The 22,880-nt window shown below is 49.8% G+C and carries 27 protein-coding genes; 20 read left to right on the forward strand and 7 right to left on the reverse strand.

Features of this window, described 5'->3' with window-relative positions:
• Positions 1 to 96 precede the first annotated feature (96 nt).
• On the reverse strand, positions 97 to 327 hold the full coding sequence (locus J2I46_RS29590; RefSeq protein ID WP_207332719.1) for a hypothetical protein: 231 nt from the start codon (positions 325 to 327) through the stop codon (positions 97 to 99).
• A gap of 92 nt (positions 328 to 419) precedes the next feature.
• The gene (locus J2I46_RS29595) at positions 420 to 2,012 is read right to left on the reverse strand and encodes a peptide chain release factor 3 (protein WP_207332720.1); all 1,593 of its coding nucleotides are present in this window, start codon (positions 2,010 to 2,012) and stop codon (positions 420 to 422) included.
• A gap of 213 nt (positions 2,013 to 2,225) precedes the next feature.
• Between J2I46_RS29595 and J2I46_RS29600 the strand changes: the two genes are divergently transcribed.
• The 5 genes from J2I46_RS29600 to J2I46_RS29620 all read left to right on the forward strand — a co-directional run bounded on the left by J2I46_RS29600 (position 2,226) and on the right by J2I46_RS29620 (position 5,117).
• A complete protein-coding gene (locus J2I46_RS29600; RefSeq protein ID WP_207332721.1) occupies positions 2,226 to 2,720 on the forward strand; it encodes a hypothetical protein in 495 nt (164 codons plus the stop codon).
• A gap of 349 nt (positions 2,721 to 3,069) precedes the next feature.
• On the forward strand, positions 3,070 to 3,252 hold the full coding sequence (locus J2I46_RS29605) for a hypothetical protein (protein ID WP_229380016.1): 183 nt from the start codon (positions 3,070 to 3,072) through the stop codon (positions 3,250 to 3,252).
• 28 nt (positions 3,253 to 3,280) lie between these two features.
• On the forward strand, positions 3,281 to 3,694 hold the full coding sequence (locus J2I46_RS29610) for a four-helix bundle copper-binding protein (RefSeq protein WP_207332723.1): 414 nt from the start codon (positions 3,281 to 3,283) through the stop codon (positions 3,692 to 3,694).
• Positions 3,695 to 3,813: 119 nt separating this feature from the next.
• Positions 3,814 to 4,317, forward strand: a complete 504-nt coding sequence (locus J2I46_RS29615; RefSeq protein ID WP_207332724.1) for a pyridoxamine 5'-phosphate oxidase family protein — start codon at positions 3,814 to 3,816, stop codon at positions 4,315 to 4,317.
• A gap of 71 nt (positions 4,318 to 4,388) precedes the next feature.
• Positions 4,389 to 5,117, forward strand: a complete 729-nt coding sequence (locus J2I46_RS29620) for a DUF3891 family protein (RefSeq protein WP_207332725.1) — start codon at positions 4,389 to 4,391, stop codon at positions 5,115 to 5,117.
• A gap of 65 nt (positions 5,118 to 5,182) precedes the next feature.
• Here the strand turns inward: J2I46_RS29620 and J2I46_RS29625 are convergent, their stop codons facing one another.
• Positions 5,183 to 5,848 carry a YggS family pyridoxal phosphate-dependent enzyme gene (locus J2I46_RS29625; RefSeq protein ID WP_207332726.1) on the reverse strand — a complete coding sequence of 222 codons (666 nt, stop codon included), beginning with the start codon at positions 5,846 to 5,848 and terminating at the stop codon, positions 5,183 to 5,185.
• Between the two features lie 175 nt (positions 5,849 to 6,023).
• Here J2I46_RS29625 and J2I46_RS29630 point away from each other — a divergent pair, with 175 nt between their 5' ends.
• The 12 genes from J2I46_RS29630 to J2I46_RS29685 all read left to right on the forward strand — a co-directional run bounded on the left by J2I46_RS29630 (position 6,024) and on the right by J2I46_RS29685 (position 16,368).
• Positions 6,024 to 6,992, forward strand: a complete 969-nt coding sequence (locus J2I46_RS29630; RefSeq protein ID WP_207332727.1) for a DUF8428 domain-containing protein — start codon at positions 6,024 to 6,026, stop codon at positions 6,990 to 6,992.
• 156 nt (positions 6,993 to 7,148) lie between these two features.
• The gene (rpsF, locus tag J2I46_RS29635) at positions 7,149 to 7,517 is read left to right on the forward strand and encodes a 30S ribosomal protein S6 (protein WP_207332728.1); all 369 of its coding nucleotides are present in this window, start codon (positions 7,149 to 7,151) and stop codon (positions 7,515 to 7,517) included.
• 15 nt (positions 7,518 to 7,532) lie between these two features.
• Positions 7,533 to 7,784, forward strand: coding sequence for a 30S ribosomal protein S18 (gene rpsR / locus J2I46_RS29640; protein WP_085412948.1), 252 nt, complete (start codon positions 7,533 to 7,535; stop codon positions 7,782 to 7,784).
• A 117-nt stretch (positions 7,785 to 7,901) separates the two neighbouring features.
• The gene (rplI, locus tag J2I46_RS29645) at positions 7,902 to 8,357 is read left to right on the forward strand and encodes a 50S ribosomal protein L9 (protein WP_207332729.1); all 456 of its coding nucleotides are present in this window, start codon (positions 7,902 to 7,904) and stop codon (positions 8,355 to 8,357) included.
• A 370-nt stretch (positions 8,358 to 8,727) separates the two neighbouring features.
• Positions 8,728 to 11,448, forward strand: a complete 2,721-nt coding sequence (locus J2I46_RS29650) for a PAS domain-containing protein (protein ID WP_262898070.1) — start codon at positions 8,728 to 8,730, stop codon at positions 11,446 to 11,448.
• A gap of 35 nt (positions 11,449 to 11,483) precedes the next feature.
• On the forward strand, positions 11,484 to 11,852 hold the full coding sequence (locus J2I46_RS29655) for a photoactive yellow protein (protein WP_207332731.1): 369 nt from the start codon (positions 11,484 to 11,486) through the stop codon (positions 11,850 to 11,852).
• A 52-nt stretch (positions 11,853 to 11,904) separates the two neighbouring features.
• Positions 11,905 to 12,282 carry a photoactive yellow protein gene (locus tag J2I46_RS29660; RefSeq protein ID WP_207332732.1) on the forward strand — a complete coding sequence of 126 codons (378 nt, stop codon included), beginning with the start codon at positions 11,905 to 11,907 and terminating at the stop codon, positions 12,280 to 12,282.
• Positions 12,282 to 12,689, forward strand: coding sequence for a hypothetical protein (locus J2I46_RS29665; RefSeq protein WP_207332733.1), 408 nt, complete (start codon positions 12,282 to 12,284; stop codon positions 12,687 to 12,689). The genes J2I46_RS29660 and J2I46_RS29665 overlap by 1 nt, the downstream gene beginning before the upstream one ends.
• Entirely contained in the window at positions 12,686 to 13,789 is a 1,104-nt protein-coding gene (locus J2I46_RS29670) for an AMP-binding protein (protein WP_207332734.1), read from the forward strand. The genes J2I46_RS29665 and J2I46_RS29670 overlap by 4 nt, the downstream gene beginning before the upstream one ends.
• A 74-nt stretch (positions 13,790 to 13,863) precedes the next feature.
• Complete coding sequence (locus J2I46_RS29675; RefSeq protein ID WP_207332735.1) at positions 13,864 to 14,862, forward strand: GSCFA domain-containing protein; 999 nt, start codon at positions 13,864 to 13,866, stop codon at positions 14,860 to 14,862.
• Positions 14,863 to 14,946: 84 nt separating this feature from the next.
• Positions 14,947 to 16,056, forward strand: coding sequence for an Mrp/NBP35 family ATP-binding protein (locus J2I46_RS29680; RefSeq protein WP_207332736.1), 1,110 nt, complete (start codon positions 14,947 to 14,949; stop codon positions 16,054 to 16,056).
• 42 nt (positions 16,057 to 16,098) lie between these two features.
• Positions 16,099 to 16,368: a NifU family protein gene (locus J2I46_RS29685; RefSeq protein ID WP_207332737.1), complete on the forward strand. Its 270-nt coding sequence runs from the start codon at positions 16,099 to 16,101 to the stop codon at positions 16,366 to 16,368.
• 83 nt (positions 16,369 to 16,451) lie between these two features.
• Here J2I46_RS29685 and J2I46_RS29690 read toward each other — a convergent pair whose 3' ends face one another.
• The 4 genes from J2I46_RS29690 to J2I46_RS29705 form a co-directional block, all read right to left on the reverse strand.
• Positions 16,452 to 17,288: a hypothetical protein gene (locus J2I46_RS29690; RefSeq protein ID WP_207332738.1), complete on the reverse strand. Its 837-nt coding sequence runs from the start codon at positions 17,286 to 17,288 to the stop codon at positions 16,452 to 16,454.
• 18 nt (positions 17,289 to 17,306) lie between these two features.
• Complete coding sequence (locus J2I46_RS29695; RefSeq protein WP_207332739.1) at positions 17,307 to 18,233, reverse strand: MOSC domain-containing protein; 927 nt, start codon at positions 18,231 to 18,233, stop codon at positions 17,307 to 17,309.
• Between the two features lie 67 nt (positions 18,234 to 18,300).
• Positions 18,301 to 19,128, reverse strand: a complete 828-nt coding sequence (locus J2I46_RS29700) for a hypothetical protein (RefSeq protein WP_207332740.1) — start codon at positions 19,126 to 19,128, stop codon at positions 18,301 to 18,303.
• A gap of 150 nt (positions 19,129 to 19,278) precedes the next feature.
• A complete protein-coding gene (locus J2I46_RS29705; protein ID WP_207332741.1) occupies positions 19,279 to 20,145 on the reverse strand; it encodes a DUF58 domain-containing protein in 867 nt (288 codons plus the stop codon).
• A 150-nt stretch (positions 20,146 to 20,295) separates the two neighbouring features.
• Here J2I46_RS29705 and J2I46_RS29710 point away from each other — a divergent pair, with 150 nt between their 5' ends.
• The 3 genes from J2I46_RS29710 to J2I46_RS29720 all read left to right on the forward strand — a co-directional run bounded on the left by J2I46_RS29710 (position 20,296) and on the right by J2I46_RS29720 (position 22,879).
• Entirely contained in the window at positions 20,296 to 20,691 is a 396-nt protein-coding gene (locus tag J2I46_RS29710; RefSeq protein WP_207332742.1) for a DUF4296 domain-containing protein, read from the forward strand.
• Entirely contained in the window at positions 20,688 to 21,992 is a 1,305-nt protein-coding gene (hemG, locus tag J2I46_RS29715; protein WP_207332743.1) for a protoporphyrinogen oxidase, read from the forward strand. Before J2I46_RS29710 ends, hemG begins: the two co-directional genes overlap by 4 nt.
• A gap of 104 nt (positions 21,993 to 22,096) precedes the next feature.
• Positions 22,097 to 22,879 (forward strand): polyprenol monophosphomannose synthase, encoded by a 783-nt coding sequence (locus J2I46_RS29720; RefSeq protein WP_207332744.1) that lies wholly within the window; start codon positions 22,097 to 22,099, stop codon positions 22,877 to 22,879.
• Position 22,880: the final 1 nt, after the last annotated feature.

Consider the following 22,880-nt stretch of genomic DNA (forward strand, 5'->3'; position numbering starts at 1 on the left):
GTTAACCTGTTCGGTTTGTATTCGTAGGGCTAAACAAGCAAAAGGGAAGGCCATTTGGCCTTCCCTTTTGCTTGTTTAAAGAAATCAGGGATAACGCTAATTCGTCGTCATCTTGACTTCTTTCTTCATATGTTTGGCTTGTTTCTTGGTTTCCTTAGCTACATTTTTAGCTACCTTGTCGTCAACTTTACCCGCCTCATGTTTCATGTGCCGGGCTTCTTTCTTAACCATTTTTGCGCTCTGTTTCGCAACCTTAACGCTGTCTTGTGCAACTGATACCGACGTACCTGCAACAAGTAATGCGGCAACCATAATTAGCTTTTTCATACGGAGTGATTGGTTTATTACCAGCTAAACAAGCAATCACTCAAGAAAGCCGAAATTCCGCTTAAACGGCCTTCAAGCACGCTGGAACAACCTTATACCATTTCCGTTTTAAACTCAGATGTTTTGTGGAATGTAATAGCCGGATTGTTATCCTGATTCATCCTCAGCATCCAGTCTGACTCGGCCAGGAATACCGGATTCTGGTCTTTGTCGTAGGCAACCTGATTGCCCTTCAGTCGAATAAACTCGTTTAGTTTCACCTTGTCATCGGCAGTGATCCAGCAGGCGCGACTTGTATTAAGCGGCACCCAACGGCATTTTGCGCCATATTCGTGTTCAAGGCGGTACTGAATTACTTCAAACTGAAGTTCACCTACTGTACCAACGATTTTACGGTTACCCAGCGCCAGCGTAAACAATTGAGCTACGCCCTCGTCGGTAAGCTGTTGAATACCTTTGTCGAGCTGCTTGGTCTTCATCGGATCGAGGTTAACCAGCTCTTTGAATAACTCCGGAGAGAAACTCGGAATACCCTGATACTGAAAATCTTCCCCTTCTGTCAGCGTGTCACCGATCTTGAACGTACCTGTATCGTACAGACCAATTACATCGCCGGGGAACCCTTCATCGACAACCGCCTTTGCATCGGCCATAAAGCTGAAGGGACTGGAGAAACGAACATCTTTATCAAGGCGTGTATGGTGGTAAAACTTGCCCCGTTCGAACAAACCCGAGCAGACCCGCAAAAAGGCAATCCGGTCGCGGTGACGCGGGTCAAGATTGGCGTGGATCTTAAATACAAACCCACTGAACTTGCTTTCTTCCGGTTCTACAACTCGCTTATCAGTTGGACGGGCAATGGGTTCAGGCGAAACCTGACAGAATCCGTCAAGCAATTCTTTCACGCCAAAGTTATTCACGGCCGACCCGAAGAATACCGGTGCTATTTTACCAGCCCGGTACGCAGCCACGTCAAACGGATCGTACACGCCCTCAATCAGTTCCACGTCTTCGCGTAACTGGTTGGCATCGCGGGTACTTACCTTCTCGTCAAGCAATGGATCATTGATATCGATGGGAAGCACATCATCTTCTACTTTGGTTTTATTGACCCGGAAGAAATATAACTTTTTCTCGTAAAGGCTATATACGCCCTTAAAGTCAGAGCCCATATTTACAGGCCATGTCAGAGGACGTACCCGGATATTCAGCTTCTCTTCCAGCTCATCCAGCAGATCAAACGGATTGCGGCCTTCGCGGTCCATTTTATTCACAAAAATGATCACCGGCGTATCGCGCATCCGGCACACTTCCATCAGCCGCTCGGTCTGCTCTTCTACACCCTTTACACAGTCAATTACCAGAATGACACTGTCTACAGCTGTCAGCGTACGATACGTATCCTCGGCAAAGTCCTTGTGACCAGGCGTATCGAGAATATTGATCTTCTTTCCGTCATAGTCGAAGGTCATCACCGAGGTAGCCACGGAGATACCCCGCTGCTTCTCGATCTCCATGAAATCGGAAGTAGCCGACTTCTTGATTTTATTAGATTTTACAGCCCCGGCGGTTTGAATGGCTCCGCCAAAAAGCAGCAGTTTTTCGGTCAGTGTGGTTTTGCCGGCATCGGGGTGGCTGATGATGGCGAAGGTCCGCCGACGGGCAATTTCCTGCTCTCTGTTCATTTAGTACTTTTCTAAGAATCAGGCTACAAAGGTACAAAAAAAGGAGGAGAAAAGGGACCCGGATTAGCACCGTAACCTGCACAGAAAACCGATTACCTTTTATGATGGGTTCCCAAACCCGCAGCTACATCCGTGTTGCCCTACAGATAAAATCGCTAAACCTCAACCTGGAAATCCCGTTTATCAGATCAATCAACCAAAACACACAACGTTATGAAAAAGATGACTTACGCGGCCACTATGCTGGCCATCATGCTGGGTACGTTCCAGTTTAGCTGTGAATCGAAAACAGAGAATAAGGCCGAAGACGTAGCCGAAGCCAAACAGGAAGTGGTGAACGCTCAGGTAGAAGGCGAGACCAAAGAAGAAGTAATGAACAAGCAAGCCGATCTGGATTCGGCCCGGAAAGACTTCAAGAAAACCTGGGATGCTGACCGCGACGACATGCGTAAGGAGTTGAACGCCGAAATCGAAGATATCGACGAAAAAACAGCTAAATACGAGCGTGATCTGAAAACGGCTACGGGTGCTGCGAAGACAAAACTTACCGCTGGGTTATCCACTTTGAAAAAAGAGCGCGCCACGATGACTGGTTTACTTAAGGAAATTGACCAGGTGACAGCCGCCAGCTGGACTAAAACCAAGCAGGCCATTGAAACGGTTAAAGACGGAGTTGATGATCGCGTAGACGCACTGGACGCCTATTAATAAAGAGCGAGCAGAGGCGTTACTTCTCACTACCTACGCATTCTTATTGAGTAGTGTAAGCATCGATTCCAGCAAATGGATTAATTCCCCAACTTCCACAGTCGGGGATTTTTTGTGGAAAAAAGTGGGCAATAAACTCTACAGTTTTCGCAGTCCCAATTCAGTTATTCTCCGTAACACAGGGTCAAATATCCCCGATAACTATCTGATTATGAGAAATTAAACAGACTACCCATTAACGATGGTAGCACTTTCCTGGAATCTGGCACAATTATTTACCCGTTTCAGGCAAACAGCAAGTATTATGACGACTATTATGAACTGGACTCCTACTCACTTTCCCGCAGCAATGCGGTCTTTAAGTCCAACCACCCGGGCGAAGGCTATTGAGTTAGCCAACATGATGATGTCTCGGGGCGACATGGACCGTCAGGAAGCAATACAGGCCAGTATCATAGAAGCCCGTCGGCAAGCTCGCGCTGCTTTTCCCGATACGCAGAGCCAGCCAATTTATACGTACCCACAAGCCTGATTTACGCTATTTCTAACGGATACACCTCATGATCTGGAACAAAACCATCTACGACACACTGACTGGCTGCGCTGCACTATGCGACGAAACTGCCACGGAGTCTTCTCGGGCAACTGATATTGAAAACTGGTATCGGTTCATTTTCCTGAATCTTGATTGTGCGGATCTGTGCCGTCAGGTAGCTATGCTTTACGTTCGTGGCTCAGAGAATACCCGGCTTTTGGCACAGACCTGTATTGAGGTCTGCGAAAAATGCGCTGATGAAGCCAAACAGTTCAACAACGAGCGAGCCAAACAGGTATATGCGATGTGCCAGCAGACGATCGTTAGCTGCGCCAACATTCTGAAAATGGATGCACCACGAGAAACTGAGTCCGCTACGGTATCAACGCCTGCCTCGCGTTTTTACGGAATTGACCTTCGCGACGCGCTCTACAACTAACATACTTTACCTTTTCCAGTTTACTGTATTCAGTCACTCCTTACTGGGCCAACTGCCTTACCCGCAGCGTGACCTGTAACTGGACTCTGAAAGCAGTAAACTTTTTTTTGCTCAACACGATGGAAACTCAACAACAGAAAAACGCCGGATTAGAAAAAATCAAAGATATGGTCGACGACATTCGCATTGCGATGATGACGACTCAGGATGAGCAGGGCAACCTGGTTAGCCGCCCAATGGCCTGCATGCAAATGGACGCCGACGGTACACTCTGGTTTTTTACTAAAAAATCATCTCCCAAAGTAGCACAAGTTGAACAGCACGACGATAAGGTTAATCTTAGTTTCGCCGACGCCGGTGATTCTGATTTTGTCTCAATATCCGGTTCAGCACAGGAACTTGACGACCGCGCCAAGATTGATGAACTATGGTCAGACATGGCCAAGCCGTGGTTCCCGAACGGGAAAGATGATCCGGAACTGACTCTTCTGAAGGTCCATACCGAACTGGCCGAGTACTGGGATTCTAACGACAGTCGCTTGGTTCGTCTCTTTGAAATGGCCCGTGCGGCCGTAACGGGCGATACCTACAAGGAAGGCGAGAATGTGAAAGTTACCAATTAGTAGTAAGCCACTACCATACCGCAGCCGGTTGTCGTGTTCGGGAGAGCAATGCAACCGGCTGTTTCTTTTTTATGATCGTTAATCTTATTGATGCTGGCTGGGAAATAACTCATCAACCGGCACATGGACTGCTTGCTTTTCAACTGGCCATGCACTGGCAGCCTGATACACGCCCTGCACACTGGCCCGAGACGCTGATTGCACTCACCGAACATGATGACGGGCAACTTCCTTACGAAGGCCGCAATCACCTGACAACGGCAGGCGCACCGCTCCATTTTCAGGTACTGGAATTCTCTGTAGAACAGGCGAAGAACATGGTTAACGTGGCATTACAGAAAAGTCGCTGGAACGCCTTGATGGTTTCGATGCACGCCAGTTTTTTGTACGAAGAAAAACGCGGGGAATCAGCCGGTTTAGATGAGTTTCTGGATGAGCAAAAAGAAAATCAGCAATCGTGGCGCCGCGAGTATAAAGTCTCAAAAGCGGTAGCTCAATACGCGTATGATTTCGTGCAATGGTGCGATGCCTTTTCGCTAATCCTTTGCCTGAATCAGGTGCCCCCGGAAGGCCGACGGCTCGAGATCAGCATCGGGCCGGATGGCGTGCATTATTACGTTTTTCAGCGAAAAGATGAATCAATTGGAGTTGAGCCGTGGCCGTACAACGTACCTGAATTTACAGCACACATCGAGTACAATAGTCTAAATCAATTGGTCTTTACCGACGATCAGGAATTATATAATGCCTTGCAGAAAGCGCCTGTTCAGGTACGTGAATGGAGGCTATCCAACTCGTGAGTGAGCAAACGTTGCGCATAAGGAGTATAGTCACTGGATTTTCTGAGTAACCCCTCTCTCTCGCTTTAAACGCTTCTGCTTCCGAAGATGGCGCTTCCAACGCGCACCATCGTACTGCCCTCTTCAACAGCAATCAGGTAGTCGCTGCTCATGCCCATCGATAGTTCGCGCAGGGAAACATTGGGGCGTTCAACCGGTCGCAGGGCATCAAAAAGCTGCTTCAGACTTTTAAACTCCTGCCGAATCTGAGCGTCATCATCAGTATTGGTGGCAATACCCATGAGCCCCGTGATCCGAATATTAGGCAGTTCGTCGAGCACCGGTGACTGTAACAGATCGATTACTTCTTCAGGCAACAAACCGAATTTAGTCTCTTCATCAGCGATATACACTTGTAGCAGACAATCGATCACCCGATTATATTTACGGGCCTGCCGATTGATCTCTTCTAATAATTTCAGGCTATCAACCGATTCGATCAGGCTTACGAAGGGAGCAATGTATTTGACTTTGTTTGTCTGCAAATGACCGATCTGATGCCAGCGTACATCGCCTGGTAACTGCGGCTGCTTTTCGGCCATTTCCTGCACCCTATTTTCGCCAAAATGCCGACAACCAGCGTCATAGGCCTCTTGCAACAGATTGACCGGCTTTGTTTTTGTAACGGCAATCAACGCCGCCTGCCCCGCTAGTTGTTGCTCAATATGATGAATAGATGCTTCGATTGTCATATAAAATGCGTCATTCAACGCTTACCGTTAGGGAAGATTGTGCAAAGATAGGTTTGAGTTTCGTGGAGAATGCTGTAGTTTTTCCGCCGCAAACTGGTGAATTCGGTGAGAATCTATACAAATTGCCGACAACCTGCCGTTTCCACTCTAACCGCATCACCCTGTATCCTATACTATGGAACAACGACCCGAAAAACGAAACGATAACAGTAGCCGTAGTTTTCTCATCATTGCCCTACTGGCTTTAGCTGCGCTGAACGTGTTGCTGCTGTATTTCTGGTACCAGGAAAAAGAAAACAACAAAACAAAAGACGCCACCATTGCCGCCAAGACAGAGGAAGTGCTGGTGACGAAGATGAAACTTGATTCCATTTCGGCTCAGTTAGACGCCAAGATTGCCGAAATTCAACAGTTGGGAGGCAGCGTTGATTCTCTGTTGAAAGTCAAAGAGCAGATTGAAAAAGATAAGATTCGGGTTCGGGATGTAAACAATTTCGACGCCCGGGCCTTCAACCAGAAGATCCGTAACTATGAAAGCCTGCTGGCAGAAAAAGATCAGGAGATTGCCCGACTACGCGAAGAGAACGGCATTCTGACCGAGCAGAATACGGCCTTAGCATCTGAAAATACAAATCTACGATCCGAGAAGCAGGAGCTATCGGATACGATTGTCAGTTATGCTGCCAAAACAAGAGAGGTTAAGGCCCAGAATCGAGAGCTTAGCGATAAGGTTACTGTAGCGGCGGCACTTCATGCCGATGATATTGCGGTAACGGCTCTAAACACCCGTGGTAAAGAGCAGGACGGGGGCAGCTACAAAGCCAAACGCCTCGACAAAATCAAGGTCTCGTTCAGATTAAGCCCGAACCCGTTGACGCAGCAAAATGCCAAAGATATTTATCTGCGTATCCTGGACCCGAGCGGCGCCGTTATTTCTGACATGGCCACTGGCTCCGGCGAGTTCACGTATGCCAATAAAGAGATGATCTACACGTCTATGCAACGAATCGATTACAACAACACAGGCCAGCAAATTGCCTTTATCTATGGTCGCGGTGGTCAACGTTTCAATGAGGGTCGTCATACCGTCGAAATCTATTCAGAAGGCTTCCGTATTGGTCAGGGAGAGTTTACGGTAAAATAGAAAGTAGTCGTAAGTAAAAAGGAGTCATAGGTTGTAAGTCGCGCTGCCCGGTAACGTACCCGGCCTGGCAATATGACTTACAACCTATGACTCCTTTTTATTTACGACTTTTTTACTTACCTTTGCGGCCTCATTTCAAATCAAATTAATTTCATCATGTTCCAAAAGAACTACGAAACGGTGTTCATCCTGACTCCCGTTTTATCTGAATCTCAGATAAAGGACGCCGTTGACAAGTATCGGACGTTGCTGACTGGCAACGGAGCTGAGCTTGTGCATGAATACAGCATGGGTCTGCGTAAACTGGCTTACCCCATCAAAAACAAGAACACGGGTTACTATCAGGTGTTCGAGTTTAAATGTGATCCTACGCTGATCGAGAAGCTCAACATTGAGTATCTACGTGACGAGCGCGTGATCCGTGACCTAACGACCGTGTTAGACAAACACGCCGTTGAGTATAATGACCGGAAGAAAAACGGTTTGGTGGGTAAGAAGAAACAAGAAACAGCAGACGCCCGGTAACCGGGACGAACAACCATGAGCTTACAGAACGAAGCAATGAATAGCGGCGAAGTCCGCAAAAAGTACTGCCGCTTCAAGAAAGCCGGTATTAAGTATATCGATTATAAAGATCCCAATTTCCTGCTGAAGCTGTTGAATGATCAGGGCCGTATTCTGCCCCGCCGTATCACAGGTACCAGCCTGAAATACCAGCGTAAAGTTGGTCAGGCCGTTAAACGTGCCCGCCATCTTGCCCTGCTTCCTTTCGTAGCCGATTCACTTAAATAAAGTTTATAGTTTACTGTTTACAGTTTGCTGTCTACTGTTGCGCTGCTTAGGCAACGTAACGTACCTACGCAGCGCAATAGTAGACAGCAAACTGTAAACAGTAAACTCTTTATAGACATGGAAATCATTCTCAAAACCGATATAACCGGCGTTGGGTATAAGAACGACATTGTTTCGGTGAAGCCGGGCTATGGTCGTAATTATCTGATTCCGCAGGGCTTTGCTGTTATGGCAACCCCTTCGAATAAAAAAGTAGTGGCCGAGAACGTACGTCAGGCTGCTCACAAAGTAGAGAAGATCAAAAATGACGCCCTGGCCCTGGCCGAGCAGATTGGCGATTTGAAACTGACGCTTGTGGCGAAAGCCGGTGAAAGCGGCAAAATCTTTGGTCGGGTAACCAACACGCAGATTGCCGATGCCCTACGCGAAAAAGGCTTCGACATCGACCGGAAGAAGATCACCATCGAAGACGTGAAAACCCTGGGCGAATACCAGGCTACGCTTGACCTTCACAAAGAAGTGAAGCATCAGGTTAGCGTTGACGTGGTTGGCGAAACTGTTGTGCAGGCGTAATGCCAGCCTAGGTCTCTAAAACCACCATCAGTTTATAAAAGCGGACCCGAAAGGTCCGCTTTTTTTGTGCTCAATACTCACAAGTTACTTTATACTTATTTTACTAAACTAATATCCGCAAAATATTCTTCCCTGGAATATTTTGTTTATCAAAAGTTAAACAACTCTGCTATATTTACTCAATAATGCCAATATATCCATGTGTATATACTTAATAAATAACTTAAGTACACGCAATTGGTTTATTCTTTTTACTAGCTTAGCGTATTTAGTTTTCTAGTAGTACATAAGCGTCACTGTCAATTGACCTCTAGCTCGATTTAGTTAATCAGTATGATTCACAGCCCCAAAACTAGCTCTTTCAACAACGATGAACGCTATTACTCAATCAGCTCCAGCTTTGCTACAAAGCTTATTGACAGCCTCTCAGAACGGAGTGTTATTGTTTAGTGGCGTACAAGATGAGGAGGGGACTATAAATGATCTGCGGTTAGTTATGCTTAATGCTGTGGCCGAGCAGGATTTAGGGCGTTCGGGTGTAGAGCTCCTTGGGTTGTCATTTAATGAGGTATTCCCGAGAGATACCAATAAACAATTGTTCCAGCGTTACCGTGACGTACTCCTGTCAGGCAAAGCAGATCGATTCGAGCATCAGTACACGCTGAGTGGCCAAGTACAGCCCAACTGGTTCGATGTATCTGCAGTTCCACTGGAAGACATGGTGGTGGTGTCGTACAACAACATATCACAACTCAAAGCTGAAGCTGATTCGAAAAAGTTAACTGAAACCCTTACGCAAGCCTTTAACGCTTCGCTTAGTGGAATTACCGTTTTTGAGCCCATCTACGGTGCAAACGGCCAGATAGATGATTTTCGGTTTGTTATGATTAACGAAGTCGGTCTGCGCATGAGTGGCGGCTTTACCCGTGAAGAACTCATAGGACAAACGATCTGGCAAATTTACCCTGCGACCAGTATCAATGGTCTTTTCGACAAGTATGTGCAGGTTTGCCGAACCGGCCAATCTCTATCTGGCGAGAAGTACTACCCAGAATATGACATTTGGCGTGAGTACACCATTCTTCGGGTAAACATTGGCATTATGGTGACGTATAATGATATCACGATGTACATGAAGCAGGAAGAAGCGGCTCAACAAAGTTCTCTTCTGCTCGACGATATCCTGATGGGGGTCCCCGTGGGGCTTGCGATCTTTAAGGCCGTTCGCAGCCTCAACCAACATATTACTGATCTACAGATTCTACACGCGAACAACTTTTTCCGAAAGGTATTCGGCACTGTAACTAATGGCCAATCTAGTGAGCTCCTCAGTGAACTGCTGAAAGGGGATACTAATTTGGGGTTGCTCAACCGTTGTATAGCGTCCGTGGAAGCGAGATTGCCGCATGCCTTCGAGATGCCTTTTAAAAGTCAAGGCCAAACTCATTGGTATCAGGCCTCGCTTACTCCAAAGAAAGATCAGTTGATTCTGACGTTGACAGACATCACGCAGTCGAAACTGACACAGCAGGCCATTCATTCTCAGGCCGAATTGCTCCAATCGATCAGCAACAACACGCCGGCAGGGCTTGTGCTCTGGGACGCCGTTCGGGATAGTAACCAGCAGATCATCGACTTTAGATACCGGATGACCAACCGGATGAACAATTACCTGACAGGCTTTACGGAGGAGTATCTGGTTGGTGAAGACCTGTTAACCTTATTTCCACGCTTCAGAGGTACGGAACTTGAAACTACCTTAAAACAAACCATAGAAACGGGACGTACCCAGCACATGATTCTGACCTATTACACCGAACGCTCCGACGGGTGGTTCGACGCCCAGTTCAACCGGGTAGGTGATGGTGTACTGATGACATACATGGACGTCTCGGAGCAACATAAAGCGCAGCTTGCTCAAAAAGAGCAGGCTGACTTATTGCAGCTGGTAATCGACGCTCAGCCGTCGGGACTGGTATTGTATAAAGCCGTTCGGGAGAAATTGGCTAACGGGCAGCCGGGAAGCATTATTGACTTTACAATAGAGTTGGTCAATAGTGTTAAGCTCAACACATCGAAGCGCACAATGAGTCAGTTGATTGGCAAGCGAATGCTAAAGCTGTTCCCCGATGAGGAGGGGCACGCTTTTTTTGATCTAGTAGCCGAAGTAGCCACAACGGGCGTTACTAAAGAATGGGTGCTACCCAATATAGTAGAGGGCGTTAATAGCTGGTTCAAGTCCTCGCTGATTCGTCATGGTGACCTGGTCCTCTTCACCTTTCTGGACGTTTCGGAGTTAAAACACCAGCATAAGGCGCTCGAAATGGCTAATACGGAACTCCGTAGAAGCAATGAAAATCTACAGCAATTTGCCTACGTAGCCAGCCACGATTTGCAGGAGCCGCTCCGGAAGATACAGTCATTTGGCGACTTACTGGCCAACAACTATGCGGTGCTTCTCGACGAAAACGGCCGCGATATGATTCGCCGAATGCAGCTGGCAGCCCAGCGGATGTCGAATCTGATTGCTGATCTGCTCAGTTACTCACGGGTATCGACCCAACGTAGTCCTTTCGAGCTGGTGTCGTTGACACGACTAATGAGTAGTGTCATCGATGACCTGGACATAGCTGTTCATGAATCAGGCGTTGTGTGCGAATTTAGCAATCTACCTACAGTGATGGGCGATAGAACGCAGCTTAATCAGCTGTTTAGAAACCTTCTGTTCAATGCCATACTTTACCGTCGGCCAAACGTACCGCCTGTTGTAAAGATTTCAGCGCGAAAGGTTGCTGCCGCTGATCTACCAGAGTCAATATTAAAAACGGAACTATCACTGACAACTGACCAGTCAGCCAACATTCCGTTTTTCTACGAGATTAGTATTACCGATAACGGTATCGGCTTTGATGAGAAGTACCTCGACCGGATTTTCCAGGTCTTTCAGCGATTACACAGTAAAACAGCCTATCCCGGCACCGGTGTTGGGTTGGCGATTTGCCGGAAAGTTATCGAAAATCATAGGGGAGCCATTACTGCGACCAGTAAACCTGGTGAAGGAGCAACGTTCAGCGTATACCTTCCTGTCTAAGCTGCCATCCAAACGGCTGCATTACCCAGTCAATTATGATCAGACTCGTTGACTTTTCAGCTCCAGAACTGCTCGCCTGGCTGGATACCCAGACAGACGAGCAACTCGATGAAGTGCCGTTTGGCATCGTTCGCATGACCCTCGAGGGAGTTGTGGCAGGATATTACAAATCAGAATCACATATTACTGGCGTCTCCAAAGAGTACGCGATAGGCAAATACTACTTTACCCAAGTAGCGCCCTGTGCCAACAACATGATGATAGCAGCAAAGTATGCGCAGCCAGAACTGGACGAAGAACTTGATTACATGCTGACCTATGTATGCGATCCGGTCAAAGTTCGACTACGCTTGCTTAAATCGACTTTTAGCAAGTACCAGTATTTTTTAGTCAATATACAGTAAGTATCTGACGATCAAAGCAATTCATTTCTCGTCTCTCTTAATAACCGAAATCGTGACTCAGCCAATTACTTTTTCTGACCCAAATATGCTCGCCTGGCTGGAGTCTCAAACAGACGACCAGTTCGATGAGGCCCCTTTCGGCATTGTGCGTATGACACGCGATGGTATCGTAGCCGCCTATTGTAAATCAGAGTCACACATAACCGGTATTTCGCAAGAGTACGCGCTTGGCAAATACTACTTCACGCAAATTGCGCCTTGTGCCAATAACATGATGGTGGCCTCAAAGTATGCGCAGCCGGAACTGGACGAAGAACTTGACTACATACTGACCTATGTCTGTGAGCCAGTTAAGGTCAGGTTACGCCTGCTTAAATCGCCCGATAGCCGGTTTCAATACTTTCTGGTTGATCGTAAATCGTTCTCCTGATGATGGACGCGCAACTTCATCTTCAGAAACTGCTCCCTATCTTCCACCATTCGCCGCTGGCCATGGTAGAAGCTAATGCTGAAGGAAAGATCCGGCAAGTGAACCCGAAAGCAGTTCAACTGATGATGCCGCTGGCAACGTACCTGGACCTTCCGGGTACAAATATCATCGATACGCTTTCTGGCTTCATACCGGCTATTCGAGGCGCAATAGCCGATTTCTACTTCGACTCGGGACTGATTATTGATCAGGAACCGTACATCATTCACTTCGCCTACGGACAATCATTGATCGAGCGACACTTCAGCCTGACGATCGAAAAGATCACGCCGGATAGTCTGCTCTTTTTCTTCGATGATGTTACCGATTTTCTGGTGAAGGCTGACGCACTCCGGCACCGGTCATGATCTGGACTCCTGAGAACGTCGGGCGGATTATTCTTGATACGGCCAGCCGAATCACCCAACTGCCCCAACATGGGCTGACTGTCGGCGCAATGGCCCACGTAGACCTTCACTACGATTTGGGGCTAAATTCCCTGCAACGTATGGAGTTGGCCGCTCATATGAATGAGTTGTTTGGCATTTTTCAGACGTCAGCAGACAACTATTTATTAGCCAATACCAGCCTGTCTCACTGGATAAATTGCGTGCTGCGGGCAAGGGCGCAGGCCGACCAAGTGCTGACTTTCCGCACATCAGGCTCTACAGGGGCCTCTAAATCGGTAACCCATTCGTTGACCTCGCTGCTTGCCGAAGCCCGTTTTCTAACGGAGCTGATACCAAGACCGGCTCATGTAGTTACCAGCGTACCCGCCAATCATATATACGGGTTCATTTTTACGGTTCTTCTCCCTGCCCTTTGGGATTGTCCACTTCAATCGCTAAACCAGCAACAGGTTTCGGATTTAACGGAAGATACCCTTGTTGTTGGCACTCCCCTCACTTGGGAATTCCTCTACAGGGCATTACCTGAGAATCCGGCAATACATTGTCGGGGTATCTCGTCGGCAGCACCGATGCCACCCGATCTGTTTAATCGGCTCAGCAAGGCCGGCGTTGTGCTGACTGAAATTTACGGCTCATCAGATACGGGTGGCATGGGCTATCGTCATTCGCCCGATCAGCCATTTACGCTTTTCCCATATCTGGAGCGATTTACAAACGACCCAGCAACGATTACGAATACAAACACCGGAGCAACGTACCCAGCCCCCGACAGGCTGAACTGGATTTCAGAACGTGAGTTGTCTGTAGTAGGCCGTCTAGACGATGCTATACCCATTGCGGGCGTGAATGTATCAATCACTCATGTTCAAAAAGTCATAGAAGACTGTCCTCTTGTTGCTGAATGTGATATACATGCAAAGGCAGACAACGGAGTCAGTCAGCTGTACGCGGCCATCCGGCTCCGCACGCTGACGGAAGCCAACCGAGTTGCCTGCCTACACTGGATTAATGAGCGATTGATAGCGCCCGAAGTACCCAAGCATATGTATCTGTATTAAGTATTGCTCCTGAAGCACTATCTCAACAGTCAGTAGCGGATCAACTATCAGGCGGTTTTTTGCGTTGACTCCGTATGCAATTTCGCACCGAACTAACGCCCGACCGCCTGCCAGTTCAGCTAAAGCTGACCGACCGGATCGTAACCATCGGTTCCTGCTTTGCCGAGGTGATAGGCGCGCGACTCGCCGATCATAAGCTAACGGTACTGAATAACCCGCTGGGTACGTTGTTTAACCCGTTTTCGATCAGTAAGCTGCTCAAGCTGGCCTTAACCGGCAACTTGCCTGACGAGGTGGGGTATGTAGAGCGCGACGGGCTGTGGTTCCACTACGACTTCCACTCGTCATTCTGGGGGACATCCAAAGCAGCGTTGGCTCAGTTACTACAGGTACGTTTACAGGAAATAGGAACTGGCTTGCAGCAGGCAGACTGGCTGTTGCTGACCCTCGGATCAGCGGTAGTTTACCAGCACAAGGAAACGCAGCAACTAGTGGCAAACTGCCACAAAATGCCAGGTACGTTGTTCAATAGATTTCTGTGTCAGATTGGCCTGGCCCGTAACGAGCTGACAGACCTGTTCAGGCTGCTTCAGCAACATAATCCTAAACTGACGATCATTCTCACGGTTAGTCCCGTGCGCCATATCCGAGATGGGCTACCGTTGAACTCAGCCAGTAAAGCCCTGCTCAGAACCGTCTGTGCTGAGTTGTGCGGCGAATCCGAATCTGCACTGGATATGCCTACACCGATGGTTTATTATTTCCCGGCTTATGAGCTTGTTCAGGATGACCTTCGCGATTACCGATTCTACGAGGCTGATCTGATTCACCCGAATGCACAGGCGCACGAATATGTATTCACGAAGTTTGCCGAAAGCGCCTTTACACCCGACCTTTGTGCCTTCGTTAAACAATGGGAACAAATTCGGCGGGCAATGGCACACAGGCCGCTACATGGCCTGACCGACGCGCATCGGCTTTTTCTACAGAAACTCCTCCGACAAATTGAAGTGCTGCCCGCCAGTATTGATACAACAGCCGAACGCGCTGAGATTTTGAATCGTTTACTATAAAACAGTTTACCGTTTTCAGTTGCGCTGCCAGCAACCAACTGTCTTGTCTAGCAGTGCAACTAAAAACGGTAAACTTCTTCAGAAATGTCAAGTTATAAACTCACCGAACCAACCGTACTGGCCGCTTTAGGCCATGTTGAGGAACCAGACCTCAAGCGCGACATTGTGTCGCTAGGCATGGTTAAAGACATCAAGCTAGGGGTTGATTCTGTTCGCTTTACGGTTGTACTGACCACGCCCGCCTGCCCGTTGAAGGAGTTGATCCGGCAGCGGTGCGAGGATGCTATTCACACGCATATTGGCCCTGAAGTGACTGTTACAATCGATATGACCGCCAACGTCACGTCGACGCGTAATGACGCCCCGTTGCTTCCCGGCGTGAAGAACATTATTGCAGTGGCCTCCGGTAAAGGTGGCGTTGGCAAATCGACGGTAACGGCCAATCTGGCCATAGCCCTGCACAAATCGGGCGCGAAGGTAGGCATCATCGACGCCGACATTTACGGTCCTTCCATTCCGGTTATGTTTGGCGCCGAAGATATGCAGCCACAGATCATCCAGATCGACGGTCAGAATCGTCTTCAGCCCATCCAGCAATTCGGCATCAAGCTGATGTCGATTGGTTTTCTGGTACCACCCGATCAGGCCATGCTCTGGCGTGGGCCGGTAGCCAGCCGGGCGTTGCAGCAGTTTTTTTCCGATACAGAGTGGGGCGAACTCGATTACCTGCTGATTGACCTTCCTCCCGGTACGGGTGATATTCACCTCTCGCTGGTACAGACTGTTCCGGTTACCGGGGCGATCATCGTTACAACGCCGCAAAAGGTAGCGATTGCCGACGCCATCAAAGGGTTAGCCATGTTCCGGCAGCCTCAAATCAACGTACCTGTGTTGGGAATCGTTGAGAATATGGCCTACTTCACTCCTGCCGAATTGCCCAATAACCGCTACTACCTTTTTGGTTCGGGCGGCGCTGCTATCCTGTCCGAGAAATTCGACGTACCGGTGTTGGGTCAGGTTCCGCTGGTACAGAGCATTCGCGAGGCAGGCGATGAAGGTAAACCAGCCCTGGTTTCGGGAGATGGCCCGGCAGCTGATGCGTTCCGGGGTGCTGCCGAAGCCCTGGCCCGCCGGGTAGCTATTCGTAATGCCACGCAAGACGAAACGAAGCGCGTCGAGTTTACACGGGTATAATACCTGAATTGTGCTATATTTACGAGAGAAGACATTGATTTTATGCAAATGGTCGTAGACAGCGTGAATCCTCTGATTGCCCGTGTTGACAAGGCACTTGACAGTATGCGGCCTTATCTGGCTGCTGATGGAGGTAATGTTAAAGTACTTGATATCAGCGATGAAGGCGTTGTTCGTCTGGAGTTGATGGGGTCTTGCGGAAGCTGCCCTATGTCGGCAATGACGTTTAAAGGCGGCCTGGAAGAAGCGATTCTTCGAGCCGTTCCGGAAGTTACCCGTGTTGAAGCCGTCAACCTTACGGCTCTCCCCTAACGTACCTGCTTTTCATATAAAAGGCAGCCCTGATGAAAGGGCTGCCTTTTTTTATGCTGGTGAAGCAAACTGGTCACTCCTGGCTATAGTACCAGCGCAGGGAGCCAGAATACAGCATCGCCAATAAATCGATACCGATTGTTTTTCAGAAAATAAGCCGGATAACGCTGAATAACGTACAGCACCAGACTCATAATACCCAGCATTAAACTGGCGCGTTGTGAGAAACGAGCTCCGCCACCAGAATCGTCGGCAGTAAAACACAAAGCCAGCGCGCCAACCACAATAACGAACGTCAGCCAACGCAGAACAGCCTCACATCGACCGACACCCCAGGCCGTAGCCAGCGAAACGGTATCTAATGAGCTGGAAGCATCTTTTTGCTCAAAGATCGAGAACAGCAGTAAATTTTGAATGGCAATACCAAAAAACAAGGCGATCTGCACCTTGAATGGCCAGCCAATCGTTTCTCGCTGCACCCAAACCGTTCCCCAGATACCAGCCGTAAACAGTACGGCAACAAGGGGCTCTTTCGCTACCAGAACCGGGTGTCTGTCGCGGAGTTGGTAGACAGCCAGCACATAGGCGATACAGGCAATGCCCAACACGGCACCAAAGCGCACAACAGGACCGGGCAGAAAGAAGACGAGAATAGCGCCAACAGCGCCCAACCCACCAACCATACCCCACAGGAGGTCGGCATTTGCGGCATGAAAGCGATGGCGGGAAGTACGCGGAACAGGCATCTGGCGGACGTCCAGCAGGCGATCGGTTGTATAGATCATCCAGACAACAATGGCCAGCAGCGGTGTGGTAGCCCAATGGATTGGATCAACGTCAGACAGCCGCACCGCCAACCGGTTCGAGAAAACAGCCCCCAATACAACAGGGAGACTTAAATAAATAGCAGGACGAAGCATGATGGTTACGGTTACCGTTTATAAACTGACAGGCAACCACGGTTCTTTACGCTCCAGAACCCGGATGCTTGCTCCTTCATGTATGGTGTGGCCGGCACAACTGGTAGCAGGCATGAAGTTTTCCCCAAACAGAATCTTGTTCTCGTAACTGCGGTAGGTTGCCAACGTCCGCAATGGTTCTTTTCCTCTATCTCCGGTTTCGGGGTCAATTGTTGTCAGCACACACCGTACGCAGGGCTTTACTCCATAGAATGTTGCCCCGTCCAGATCAATGGCTGCCCAGGTGTCTTCATCGTGGGGCCAGCAGAGCCCTTCCACAATGAAATTGGGCCGAAAACGGGCCATGGTCAGTGGCGCATCCACCGATTCGGCCAGCCGCCGGTTCAACTCATCCAGCGACGATTGGGTGACCAGCAGCATCGGAAAGCCATCGGCAAAGCTCACGATCGGGTCGGCCAATTCATCGTGCCGGGTGTGGCGTGAGGTAATCGATCGCCGCGTCGTATCGGGCATATAGACGAGGCGGCATGGTTTGCCAATTACCCGGCTGAACCAGTCGTCGGCCTCGGCGCTGACAAGCTGCGCAGGTACGTCTTCACTATCCCAGATCGATACGCTGATCGGCTCATTTAACACGTGTGGTACCAGCGGTACGGTTAGCACGTCGGCTGGCGCGTGCCGATGCCATACACGCAATTCGTTTTCAGGTACGTTGATGGCCGTATCGATCAAGGCCATTGAATGCACGGTTCGCTGCGTAATGAATCTGCCCTGGCGGGTTGCTGGTTCAGTAGCTTCGTCTGCCTGGTTGTCAGTCGATGGCTCTACCAGCATATACCGGCGATCATATTTCAGGCCACTGGCTTCTATTGTTGCTTCTGATACAGAAACGCCACCCAGCGACTTAATCGGATAAATAATAATCTGTTCGAGCGTAAGAGACATGAAACATCATTTTATAGCCAGTCAGTTGAGTAACCCGGGAAGAGCAGTGCAACCTACTGACGTGAAACTAACTAATTGCCGCGCGGCGACGCTGATACGCCGCCACTGCCACGTCGAGCAGTACGCGCAGGGCCAACGGCGACTGATCGGTGAACGAGCCACCGTAAATCATCCGGTCGGTTTCGCGCAGGGCATCGGTCAGCCGGTCGTCACCAATCCGGTCGGCAATTTCGCTACTGGTAAGCGAGGTATAAGGCTTTTTTTCCAGCCGTTCCAAATATTTTTTCCAGTTCACAATGGCCTGGTTGGTGGTATCTCCCGTTGACTCGGGCCCCAGATTGCGCGTAAGCTGATTGTAGCCAGCCAAAAAACGAGCGTGGTAGCGGGCAAGCAAGTAGCGCTCCCACCGCTGGCGAAGCAACGAGCCGAACAAAATATAGATGGCTGCCGCCACTACCCCCATTGCAGCAACGGCCACGGTTAAATAGGCGTAGTTAAATTCCTGCGGTAATGGCGTCAGCACGGCATCGGCCGCTAACTGCAGGGTATCGGGGCGGGTTGTGGCTAGTACCGTCGATTGAAGAAAAACGGTATCGGGCGACGAAAGGAGGGCAGTACAGTCGGCCCCGTTGGCCAGATAAACAGGTACCTGCAATACCCTGGCACGACTTACTTCAAACGACACCAGCGTATACACGGCGCTGTCGATGCTGGTCTGATCAATGGTTCTTGTTGGGAACACCGCCACGCCCTGCACCAAAAAAGGAGCGAAATGCCGGGCCGTATCCGGGTAGAACACGTCTTGCGATGACCGATGGCGCACGGTGAGAGCGAACCGAAACGGGCGCCCTACTTCGATGGTGTCGTCGATAAACTGCCCAACCGGCTGTGCCACTGAACCATGAGCTATGAGCAGTAAGCCGTAAACCAGAAACCATACCGCACCCCTACAGGCACGCAAACCATGTCTCACTGTTGCCACCAAAACCATAGCCAACTGGCTATCACCTGCGTTCATCGAAAGTATACTGATTATTGCTGCTTGTTACCTGTATTTCCGCACCCGAAACAGCTCGGCTAAGGTTGGCACAAAATCTGACTGGGAATCGAGGGCCACATAATCAGCATCATACTGGCGGCAGAACCGTTCGAGCCGAACGCGACTTTGCGCAAACTGATCGTGAAGCTGCTGCCTAAACCGGGCCGACGACGTGTTGAGCCAGACCGTGCGCCGCTCTTCCATATCATACACCGGAATGACACCAAGTTTCGGCAAATTCACCTCACGCGGATCATAAAAGTGTATAACAACCAGATCATGTTTTCTGGCCAGCGCTTTCAGATTATGCTCGTACCCCTGATCGATAAAGTCGGACAGCAAAAAAACCAGGCTCCTGCGTTTCAACACGTTAAGCGTAAACAGTAACGCCTCCGCAATGTTGGTCCGTATCGATTCGGGTTGTAGTTTACCCAGCGACGTGATCAGTTGATAGCCCTGTTTCTGCGTATTGCCAGGTTTTAGATATTGTTCTTTTTTATCCGAAAAACAGTATAAGCCAACGTGGCTGGCCTCGCGCAGGGCAGACATAGCGAGCGTCCCGCAGACTTCCTTGGTGGTATCCAGCTTCGATCGCTGATATGTACCTACCTGCTGCGATGCGCTCACGTCGACCACAAAAAATACGGTCTGATCCTTTTCTTCCCGGAAGACTTTCACAAAGGCGCCGTGGCCTTTCGACGATACGTTCCAGTCGATGGCCCGCACGTCGTCGCCGTATTGGTACTGCCGCAAATCGGCGAATTCCAATCCAGACCCCTTAAAAACAGACCGGAAATTTCCGCGCAACTGCGATGTAACGGCCTTTCGGATTCGGATCTCGAACTCCTGCACCTTTACCAGAAAATCATCCATGCCGCACTGCTTTTAACGATTTTTGATATCCCCTTCGTAAACGATTTGCCCACGATTGGGGGTTAATTTGTAAAAGTACGCCCTGATTCTGTCAGGCCATTCAAAATTACGTCAAAGCCCCGCCCGTCTTATCCACGTCGGAAACTTACAATGATACGTCAACTCGCCGTCTGGCTGTGCATCTGTCTCTTCTTTGCGCAATGCACCAGCACTGGAACGCCCGAATTGGGCGCAAAGCCCGCTAACCTGGTCGATGAAGATAAAATGGCCGCTATCTTAACTCAGGTCCATTTATCAGAAGCACGCATCGTCAAACTCACCATTGGGTCGAGCGATACGTCGGCTTTGCTGTTTAAACGACTTCAAGCACAAACGCTGAAGAAGTTTAATGTCGATACAGCGTCGTACACGCAGAGCTTTGTGTATTACTCGTCGCACCCCGCCAAACTGGCGAAGATCTATGAGCAGGTGGTTGAAAACCTGAAAGAGGTAGAAAAAGAGAAAAAAGAGAAGGTCAGCACCACCAGGCCAAAGCCCATTCCATGACAACCGGTATCATTGGCGCGGGAATCTCGGGCCTGACCCTGGCCTACGAATTGCAGCAACGTGGCCAAGCCTACCAGCTATGGGAGGCCAGCCCGCAACCAGGCGGCTACATCCGGTCGGTGCGCGACGGTGACTACCTGCGCGAACTTGGACCCAACTCGTTGCTTGGCGATGAAGCGTTGCTAAACTGGCTCGATGGCCTTGACCTTACTCAGGACATCGTATTTGCCAATGCCGTCAGTAAGGCGAGGTACATCTTTCGAAATGGTGCCTATCGGGAGTTGCCCGGCACACCACCTGCCCTGCTGTTCGGCGGATTCTTCAGCCTGAAAACGAAGTGGGCCGTCTTTCGAGAGTTGAGTAACAAAACGACGTCACCGCCCGGCGAAACGCTGGGGCAGTTTTTCCGTCGCCGTTTTTCGCCCGAGATCGTCGAGTATGCGCTGGGGCCGTTTGTAGCGGGAATCTACGCGGGTGACCCTGAACGGTTGCTGGTTTCAGAGACGTTCCCGATCCTGTTGCAGTATGAACGTGAGTTTGGTTCTGTGCTGAAGGGCCTGATCAAGAATCAGGGTAAAACGGGGCGCCGTCAATCATTCAGTTTCCGCAACGGCATGCAGATGCTTCCCGATGCGCTGGCCGCGAAACTGACAAACGCTCATTTCTCCTGCCCTGTCGACCAGATCGAACGTACCCAGACGGGCTGGAACGTGCACACAGCAACCGGTTCGCACTTGGTCGACAACCTGGTGCTAGCCGTTCCAACCGACGCTGCAGCCCGATTACTGGCTAGCCACGCTCCGGCTTTTACAGATGCGCTGGGGCAAATTGACTACCCACCAATGGTTGCGGTTCATACGGCCTACAAACGAGCGGATGTGGCGCACCCATTAAACGGCTTCGGGGGGTTGAATCCAGCCGTTGAAGGCCGGTTTGCTGCGGGTCATATCTGGAGCAGTTCAATCTTCCCCGACCGATGTCCGGCCGATGACGTACTGTTCACCACCTTCGTGGGCGGTCAGCAGAATGCCATTAACGCGCGGTTGCCCGAAGCCCAGATTCGTACGCGGGTTCACGAAGAACTAGTCGATTCTTTCGGTATTCGTGCCGACCAGCCCATCTGGCAGCAGTCGTTCAACTGGCCCAAAGCCATTCCGCAGTACGACCAGAATCTGGCAGCCGTTAAGCGCCTCGTTTCTTCATTGGAAGCCGATCATCTGTTCATCTGCGCCAACTGGTACGGAGGCGTTTCCCTCTCCGATTGCATCGGGAAAGCAAAGGCACTGGGCAACCGACTTTAAGCCCTATGTCAACGGCTCAGGTACGTTTGATTAACGTTATTTAACGGCTGGAATGCATTATTTTTGACCACGCACCTGTTATAGAGAATAAACGCTTATCCGCCGTGACCGACCGCCTCGTCATCATCCCCACGTTCAACGAAATCGAGAATATCGAAGCTATCATTCGGCGCGTGTTTTCGTTACCAACGGCCTTCGACCTGTTGATTGTCGACGATGGATCACCCGACGGAACGGCAAAGATTGTCAAGCAGTTACAGGCAGAATTTCCTCAGCAGCTCTATTTACTCGAACGGCGCGGCAAACTCGGCCTCGGCACAGCCTACATTGACGGATTCAAGTGGGCACTGGCGCGCGGATACGAGTATCTGTTCGAGATGGATGCCGATTTCTCGCATAACCCCGATGATCTGGTTCGCCTGTACAACGCCTGTGCAACGGGCGGCGCGGATGTTGCCGTAGGGTCACGCTATATTAAGGGCGTCAATGTGGTAAACTGGCCCATCGGCCGGGTTCTAATGTCTTATGGAGCAGGTATTTATGTTCGATTCATCACCGGCATGCCCGTCATGGACCCAACGGCTGGCTTTGTATGCTACCGGGCTCACGTATTAGACATTCTCCTTCAGAACCCGATCCGCTTCGTTGGCTACGCGTTCCAGATTGAGATGAAATTTACCTGCTGGAAATACGGTTTCACCCTCACCGAAGTACCCATCATCTTCACTGACCGCACCCGTGGCGAGTCGAAAATGTCGACGAAGATTTTCAAGGAAGCCATTCTGGGTGTCATTCAGATGAAGATCAACAGCTTCTTCCGTCATTACATTCCCGTCAAAATAACAACGGCTACCCCCGTCTCGGGAGAAGCCGTTGAAGCGGTGTAGG

It is taken from the genome of Fibrella forsythiae, assembly GCF_017353175.1.
Taxonomy (GTDB): Bacteria; Bacteroidota; Bacteroidia; order Cytophagales; family Spirosomataceae; genus Fibrella; species Fibrella forsythiae.

Excerpts from the sequence above, each read along its gene's own strand:
- J2I46_RS29590 (WP_207332719.1), bottom strand. The coding sequence starts at position 327 with ATGAAAAAGCTAATTATGGTTGCCGCATTACTTGTTGCAGGTACGTCG.
- J2I46_RS29595 (WP_207332720.1), bottom strand. The coding sequence starts at position 2,012 with ATGAACAGAGAGCAGGAAATTGCCCGTCGGCGGACCTTCGCCATCATC.
- J2I46_RS29600 (WP_207332721.1), top strand. The coding sequence starts at position 2,226 with ATGAAAAAGATGACTTACGCGGCCACTATGCTGGCCATCATGCTGGGT.
- J2I46_RS29605 (WP_229380016.1), top strand. The coding sequence starts at position 3,070 with ATGCGGTCTTTAAGTCCAACCACCCGGGCGAAGGCTATTGAGTTAGCC.
- J2I46_RS29610 (WP_207332723.1), top strand. The coding sequence starts at position 3,281 with ATGATCTGGAACAAAACCATCTACGACACACTGACTGGCTGCGCTGCA.
- J2I46_RS29615 (WP_207332724.1), top strand. The coding sequence starts at position 3,814 with ATGGAAACTCAACAACAGAAAAACGCCGGATTAGAAAAAATCAAAGAT.
- J2I46_RS29620 (WP_207332725.1), top strand. The coding sequence starts at position 4,389 with ATGATCGTTAATCTTATTGATGCTGGCTGGGAAATAACTCATCAACCG.
- J2I46_RS29625 (WP_207332726.1), bottom strand. The coding sequence starts at position 5,848 with ATGACAATCGAAGCATCTATTCATCATATTGAGCAACAACTAGCGGGG.
- J2I46_RS29630 (WP_207332727.1), top strand. The coding sequence starts at position 6,024 with ATGGAACAACGACCCGAAAAACGAAACGATAACAGTAGCCGTAGTTTT.
- rpsF (WP_207332728.1), top strand. The coding sequence starts at position 7,149 with ATGTTCCAAAAGAACTACGAAACGGTGTTCATCCTGACTCCCGTTTTA.
- rpsR (WP_085412948.1), top strand. The coding sequence starts at position 7,533 with ATGAGCTTACAGAACGAAGCAATGAATAGCGGCGAAGTCCGCAAAAAG.
- rplI (WP_207332729.1), top strand. The coding sequence starts at position 7,902 with ATGGAAATCATTCTCAAAACCGATATAACCGGCGTTGGGTATAAGAAC.
- J2I46_RS29650 (WP_262898070.1), top strand. The coding sequence starts at position 8,728 with ATGAACGCTATTACTCAATCAGCTCCAGCTTTGCTACAAAGCTTATTG.
- J2I46_RS29655 (WP_207332731.1), top strand. The coding sequence starts at position 11,484 with ATGATCAGACTCGTTGACTTTTCAGCTCCAGAACTGCTCGCCTGGCTG.
- J2I46_RS29665 (WP_207332733.1), top strand. The coding sequence starts at position 12,282 with ATGATGGACGCGCAACTTCATCTTCAGAAACTGCTCCCTATCTTCCAC.
- J2I46_RS29670 (WP_207332734.1), top strand. The coding sequence starts at position 12,686 with ATGATCTGGACTCCTGAGAACGTCGGGCGGATTATTCTTGATACGGCC.
- J2I46_RS29675 (WP_207332735.1), top strand. The coding sequence starts at position 13,864 with ATGCAATTTCGCACCGAACTAACGCCCGACCGCCTGCCAGTTCAGCTA.
- J2I46_RS29680 (WP_207332736.1), top strand. The coding sequence starts at position 14,947 with ATGTCAAGTTATAAACTCACCGAACCAACCGTACTGGCCGCTTTAGGC.
- J2I46_RS29685 (WP_207332737.1), top strand. The coding sequence starts at position 16,099 with ATGCAAATGGTCGTAGACAGCGTGAATCCTCTGATTGCCCGTGTTGAC.
- J2I46_RS29690 (WP_207332738.1), bottom strand. The coding sequence starts at position 17,288 with ATGCTTCGTCCTGCTATTTATTTAAGTCTCCCTGTTGTATTGGGGGCT.
- J2I46_RS29695 (WP_207332739.1), bottom strand. The coding sequence starts at position 18,233 with ATGTCTCTTACGCTCGAACAGATTATTATTTATCCGATTAAGTCGCTG.
- J2I46_RS29705 (WP_207332741.1), bottom strand. The coding sequence starts at position 20,145 with ATGGATGATTTTCTGGTAAAGGTGCAGGAGTTCGAGATCCGAATCCGA.
- J2I46_RS29710 (WP_207332742.1), top strand. The coding sequence starts at position 20,296 with ATGATACGTCAACTCGCCGTCTGGCTGTGCATCTGTCTCTTCTTTGCG.
- hemG (WP_207332743.1), top strand. The coding sequence starts at position 20,688 with ATGACAACCGGTATCATTGGCGCGGGAATCTCGGGCCTGACCCTGGCC.